This is a genomic window from Deinococcus alpinitundrae, from assembly GCF_009982895.1.
Classification (GTDB): domain Bacteria; phylum Deinococcota; class Deinococci; order Deinococcales; family Deinococcaceae; genus Deinococcus; species Deinococcus alpinitundrae.
Genome location: NZ_WXZL01000310.1, coordinates 1 through 264 on the forward strand (window position 1 = coordinate 1; position 264 = coordinate 264).

1 protein-coding gene is annotated in these 264 nt (G+C 58.0%); it reads right to left on the bottom strand.

Annotated elements, in window-relative coordinates; genetic code table 11:
- A partial coding sequence (locus tag GUI70_RS25840) for a Mur ligase domain-containing protein (protein WP_438503517.1) occupies positions 1-144 on the bottom strand: 144 nt, incomplete at its 3' end.
- Between the last annotated feature and the right edge of the window lie 120 nt (positions 145-264).

Below are 264 nucleotides of genomic sequence, written 5' to 3' on the forward strand. Positions count from 1 at the left end.
GGAGCCGGTGACCCGATGCCCCAACTCTTTGGCGAGCACCGCCAGCGAACCCATGAACGTGCCGCAGATACCCAGGATATGAATGTGCCTGACCAACCTCTCAGAACATCCACGCAGGTTAACGTAGGGGCGGTCAAATGGCACCCTGAGTTTGTCCGTCGCAGCGCCCGCGCAGGTATTTCAATAGCGTGCGGATAAGCCTAAATTCCTGATCACGGCCGGCTGCAAATAGCCTACTCTTGAATGCCTGCTGCCCACTACCCG